Origin of the sequence: Streptomyces sp. NPDC001868 (assembly GCF_040297125.1) — a bacterium.
Classification (GTDB): Bacteria; Actinomycetota; Actinomycetes; order Streptomycetales; family Streptomycetaceae; genus Streptomyces.
The window spans coordinates 1-5,277 of record NZ_JBEOYO010000124.1 but is presented as its reverse complement, the minus strand read 5'-3'; the positions used below and the strand labels follow the sequence as shown (position 1 = coordinate 5,277).

Sequence of the window (5,277 nt, the reverse complement as noted above, 5' to 3'; positions counted from 1 at the left end):
GGGTGTACTCGGGCTTTCGGGCGGTGCGGCGGTGGGGGCCCCTCCCGCTCGAGCGAAGCCGAGAGTGGGGGAGCGTGCCGGGCGTCGCGCGGCAGACGCCACTTTCGCAACAGGCCCTAGGTGGCGTCACAGGGCCTTGTACATGATGTGCAGCCCCACCAGGCCGTCCTTCGGATGCTCGAAGGCGTCCGGGACGGTGCCGAGGACGGTGAAGCCGAGGGAGGTCCACAGCCGTACGGCGGGGTTGGTCTCGACGACGGCGTTGAACACCATGCCCCGGTAGCCCTGTTCCTTGGCTTCGGCGAGGACGTGTGCGGCGAGGGCGCGGCCGATGCCGCGGCCGCCGCGGTCGGGGTCGACCATGAAGCCCGCGTTGGCGATCCGGGCGGCGGGACCGCCGTAGTTGGGGGTGAGGTAGGCGGAGCCGACCAGTGCTCCGGTCTCGTCCTCGGCGACGTAGACGCGCTTCGCGGGGGCCATCCACAGGGCGCGGGCGGCTTCCTCGGAGGTGTCGGGGTCCCAGGCGTAGGTCTCGCCGGCGGCGACGACGCGGTGCCAGAACGGCCAGATCCCGGGCCAGTCGGCGGCGGTGGCTTCTCTGATCTGCATGGGCGCGAGTCTGGCACGCCCATGCAGACGGCGATCTCCGGATCCTGCCCGTCAGTCCACGCTGGGCAGGATGTGGGGCTCGGCGAGGTCGTCCTCGTAGCCCGCCAGTCGGATCGGGGCGGACCTGGCCCACACGTCCAGGCTGCCGAGCTCCTTCTTCGACCGGCCGCCCTCGGTACGTTCCTTCGGGCGTTGATCGCCATTCGTCTTCTCTGGTGTCACCGCGCACTCCTTATGTGTCGGGTCACCCTCGGGACGTCGGCCCAGCCTGCCGCTGTGCGCCTGACGTCCGCTCGGGTCTGAGTCGATGTCAGTTCGGACGCGGTGGCGCCGGATCTTCTGGATGTGAGAACAGGCCGTGATGACCGGCTTGTCCCGGGACGGACCGTGGGTGTGGGTGGGACCCATATAAGGCTGTCCGTCCGGTACAGAGTAACCAAATGAGCGGGTGGCCGCTCGATGGGGCTGAAAACAAGAGGTAACTGTCTTGAGTCGTTCAGCACCCAGCAGGCCTGACCCTAGGGCAATTTGACCCATTCAGCAGGTTTTCTCATCACCCGTTCGGCTCAGCACTCGAACCCCGCACCGGCCCGACGACCCATCGGATCGCTGGCCTCGGCACGTAGTTCAGGTCCCGTTGGCCGAATCGCAAGCCGACCATGATCTGCTCATGTGTCGCAACGGCATTTCTCGCGGGCGGACTCGGGAGGACCGGCGGATGGAACTGCGCAGCGTCGACGAGCTGATGGATCTGCTGCACACCTGCCGGGGCGGCGGCCGGACGCCGGACCGCCGCCGGCACGGACCGGACCGCACCCCGGGCACCCGCGCCGATCCGCACGAACACGCGCTGCAGACCGCCGCACTGCTGCGCCGGGGGCGGCCCGCCGACAAGGAGCTCCAGGTGGCCGGTCTGGTCCACATCCTCGGGCAGGTGCTCCGACCGGGTGACGACACGAGCCACGCGGACCTGGCCGCCGACGCGGTCCGGCCGCTCCTGGGCGAACGGGTCGCCCATCTCGTACGCCTGCACGCCCTCGGCCCCGATCACCTCGTACGCCTGCATGCGGGCGGCTGGGTGGACGCCGGTCTCGTCGAGGACGTGCTGACCCTACGCCAGGCGGATGAGGCGGGCCGGTCGGCCGGGGTGGACGCCGGGGTCCTGGAGGACTGGCGCACCGTGCTGGAACTGGTGGCCGACCGAGCGGCCCGGGCGCCCCGGACCGACCGGGCCGGCCGGGTCGGGGCGTCGTCTCACCACTTGCCGGGCGCGTAGTCCTTCAGGAAGACGCCGTACACGTCCTCGCCCTGCTCGCCGAGCACGACCGGGTCGTAGACGCGGGCCGCGCCGTCGACGAGGTCGAGCGGGGCGTGGAAGCCCTCGTCGGCGAGGCGCAGCTTGTCGAAGTGGGGGCGCTCGTCGGTGATCCAGCCGGTGTCGACCGAGGTCATCAGGATGCCGTCGGTCTGGAACATCTCCTGGGCGCTGGTCCGCGTGACCATGTTCATCGCGGCCTTGGCGGCGTTCGTGTTCGGGTGGCCCGCGCCCTTGTAGCCGCGGCCGAAGACGCCTTCCATCGCCGAGACGTTCACGACGTACGCGCGTCCGCTGGTCGCCCGCCTGGCGGCCTCGGCCATGGCCAGGCGGAGCTTGCTGATCAGGATGAAGGGCGCCGTGTAGTTGCACAACTGGGTCTCCAGCAGCTCCACCGGGGAGATCTGCTCGATGGTCTGCACCCAGGTGTTGCTGTCGACCACGTCGGGGACGAGGCCGCCCGCGTCGATGGCGGTGCCGTCGAGGTGCCGGGCGACGCTGGCGTTGCCCGCGACCAGGGCGAGGTCGGCGACCTGCTGAGCGTCGAGGCCGCTGGTGCCGGCGGGGAGTGCGGCGATCCCGGTCAGGCCGTCCACCGCGCCGGAGTTGAAGGCACCGATGACGTGGTACGGCGGCAGCTCGCCGGCGGGCAGCGGGGCGCTCTCGCCCTCGACCAGGGCGGCGTAGGCGGAGGGCAGCCGGCGTACGGTCTGGGTCGCGTTGTTGATCAGGATGTCGAGTGGGCCCGCCTCGGCGACCTGGTCGGCGAGGGCGACGGCCTGGGCCGGGTCGCGCAGGTCGATGCCGACGACGTCCAGCCGGTGCATCCAGTCCGCCGAGTCGTCCATGGCCTTGAAGCGGCGGATGGCGTCCTTCGGGAAGCGCGTGGTGATCGTGGTGTGCGCGCCGTCGCGCAGCAGCCGCAGGGCGATGTACATGCCGATCTTGGCGCGGCCGCCGGTGAGCAGGGCGCGCTTGCCGGTGAGGTCGGCGCGGGCGTCGCGCTTGCCGCGGTTCAGGCGGGCGCAGTCGGCGCAGAGCTGGTGGTAGAAGTAGTCGACCTCGACGTAGCGGGTCTTGCAGGTGTAGCAGGAGCGCGGGCGCTGGAGTATCCCCGCGATCTTGCCCTCCTCGGTGACCGACGACGGGAGAATGCCTTCCGTCTCGTCGTCGATGCGCTGGGCGGAGCCGGTGGCCGTGGACTCGGTGACCGCCTTGTCGTGTGCGGTCTTGGCGGCGCGGCGTTCCTGGCGGCGGCGCTGCTTCACCGTGCGGTAGACGCCGGCGGTCGCCCGGCGCACCGCGATGGCGTCGGGGTGGTCGACCTCCAGCTTGTCCAGTTCCTCCAGCACGCTGAGGCATACGGCGAGCCGCTCCGGGTCGATGCCGGGGCCGTACACGACCTCGTCCGTGGTCGCCGGGCCGTCCTCTGTCACCGTCATCGCGCTGCCGTTTCCCTGATCGCCGCGGCCCGTCGGGGCGCGTCTGCTGTCGAACGGGGAATTGTACGGAGCGGGGGCTGTGGTCACCAAACTTCGGGTGCGGTTCCGGTGGGGGCGGGCCGCGCGGTTCCCCCCGCCCCTGAAAAACCGGGGCTGCGCCCCGTGCTTCTCAGGCCCGCAGGGCCTGATCTTTCAGGGGCGCGGGAAACTGCGCGAGAAGCCCCACCGGGCCCGCACCCGACAGCGAACCCCCACGCGTCATACCTCACACGCCGCCAACAGATCCCCCACCTCCCGGGTGACCGCCCGGGACAACCGCTCCAGGTCCGGGACGGCCTCCGCGTCGGCGACCAGGCCGTAGTGGACGCTCCCCCGGTACGTGGAGACGGCCACTGCAAGGGACTGCCCGTGGGCGAGCGGGGCGAGGGGGTAGATCTCGGCGAGGGGGCAGCCACCGAGGCGGAGCCCGAGGCTCGGCAGGGGAACGCTGGTGACGAGGATGTCGAACCAGAGACGGGCGGCCTGACTGACCAGGGGCCCACCGAGGCGGTGGCCGAGCGGCAGCACATGGTCCGCGAGGAGCGCGACCGCCCCGGCCCCCCGATTGGGCCCGGCGTCCTTGTTGCGGTCCATCGCCGTACGCACCGTACGCAGCCGCCGCAGCGGATCCGGATCGTCGACGGGCAGCTTCATCAGATACCCGGAGAGCCGGTTGCCCTGCGGATGCGCCGTACGCGGGCGGCGTTTGGAGACGGGGATCAGCGCCCGGGGCGCGACCCCGTCGCTGCCGTCCCCGCGCTCGTCCAGCCACCGCCGCAGCGCGCCCGCGACGACCGCGATCAGGACGTCGTTGACGGTGCCGCCGACGGTCTTGCGGATCCGGTGCACGTCGTCGAGGTCGACGAGCACCCCGGCGGTACGGCGGGTCCCGCTGGCCTCGGAGGTCAGCGCGGCGGACGAACGGGCGGCGAGGGTCGCGTCGAGCGTGGTGCGGGCGACGGACGCGCCGATGTCGAGGGCGCGCCCGAGGTCGGAGAAGGTGCCCCGGACCAGATCGGGCAGCTTGCGGACCTCGTCGAGGAGGCCGCGCGGCGGCTCCACGGGGCGCGGCCGGGGCGCGGGCATGTCGATGGGGTCCATGACGGCGGCGGCGAGCGTCAGCGCCCGCAGCCCGTCGGCCAGGGCGTGGTGGAACTTGAACAGCACGGCGAAGGAGGTGCCGTCCCGCCCCGGCAGCACGTGCGCCTCCCACGGCGGCCGGCCGCGCTCCAGCGGGCGTTCCATCAGCCGCCCGGCCACCTCGTGGAAGTCGGCGGTCGGCGCGTGCAGCCGTACGTGGTCGAAGGGCTCGAAGTCGGTGACGGGCTCGCGGGTCGCGCCGCCGAACGCCAGCGGCAGCCGGACGTCCGGGACCCAGACGTCCCGGATCCGCATCCGCAGCCCCGGCACCGCTGCGGCCCGCGTGGCGAGCAGCTCGGCGGCGTGGGCGCCCGCGGTGGGCGAGTTCGCCGTGAAGACGCCGAGGGCGGCCAGGTGCATGGGGTGTTCGGCGGACTCGATGTTCCAGAACGCAAGGTCGAGTGGGGCGAGCAGATCAGAAGTCAAGGGCTTGCCTCGCGTCGACGACGGGTGAGTCAGTAGTCAATCGCTGTTGGCCGATTACGGTCAAGTACGATCAAGCTACGCACAGTTAACAGCAGATTAAGTCCCGCCACGTGACGAAGACGGGACTCATGGGACATCCGTGTGCACCGGGGTCACCCTGAAGGGCTACCTCAGGGGCAAATCTCAAGGGTCTCCTCAAGGACCGCTGAAGGGCTAGGGCCTGTTGCGAAAGTGGCGTCGTCGCCCGAAGGGCGGCCGCGCGGCGTCCGGTGCGTGCTCTCGGCGTGCCGCCCGAAAGCCCTCGTA

The 5,277-nt window shown here is 71.3% G+C and carries 5 protein-coding genes; 1 reads left to right on the top strand and 4 read right to left on the bottom strand.

From position 1 onward, the window contains the following. Positions 1-126: 126 nt before the first annotated feature. The gene (locus ABT147_RS46960) at positions 127-609 is read right to left on the bottom strand and encodes a GNAT family N-acetyltransferase (RefSeq protein ID WP_351418664.1); all 483 of its coding nucleotides are present in this window, start codon (positions 607-609) and stop codon (positions 127-129) included. A 51-nt stretch (positions 610-660) separates the two neighbouring features. Beyond that, entirely contained in the window at positions 661-831 is a 171-nt protein-coding gene (locus ABT147_RS46955; protein ID WP_005484384.1) for a hypothetical protein, read from the bottom strand. 496 nt (positions 832-1,327) lie between these two features. Between ABT147_RS46955 and ABT147_RS46950 the strand changes: the two genes are divergently transcribed. Continuing rightward, positions 1,328-1,885 (top strand): hypothetical protein, encoded by a 558-nt coding sequence (locus ABT147_RS46950; RefSeq protein WP_351418661.1) that lies wholly within the window; start codon positions 1,328-1,330, stop codon positions 1,883-1,885. Here ABT147_RS46950 and ABT147_RS46945 read toward each other — a convergent pair. After that, positions 1,864-3,366: an SDR family NAD(P)-dependent oxidoreductase gene (locus ABT147_RS46945; protein WP_351418659.1), complete on the bottom strand. Its 1,503-nt coding sequence runs from the start codon at positions 3,364-3,366 to the stop codon at positions 1,864-1,866. The genes ABT147_RS46950 and ABT147_RS46945 overlap by 22 nt on opposite strands. A gap of 258 nt (positions 3,367-3,624) precedes the next feature. Further along, positions 3,625-4,971 carry a wax ester/triacylglycerol synthase family O-acyltransferase gene (locus tag ABT147_RS46940; RefSeq protein WP_351418657.1) on the bottom strand — a complete coding sequence of 449 codons (1,347 nt, stop codon included), beginning with the start codon at positions 4,969-4,971 and terminating at the stop codon, positions 3,625-3,627. Positions 4,972-5,277 lie beyond the last annotated feature (306 nt).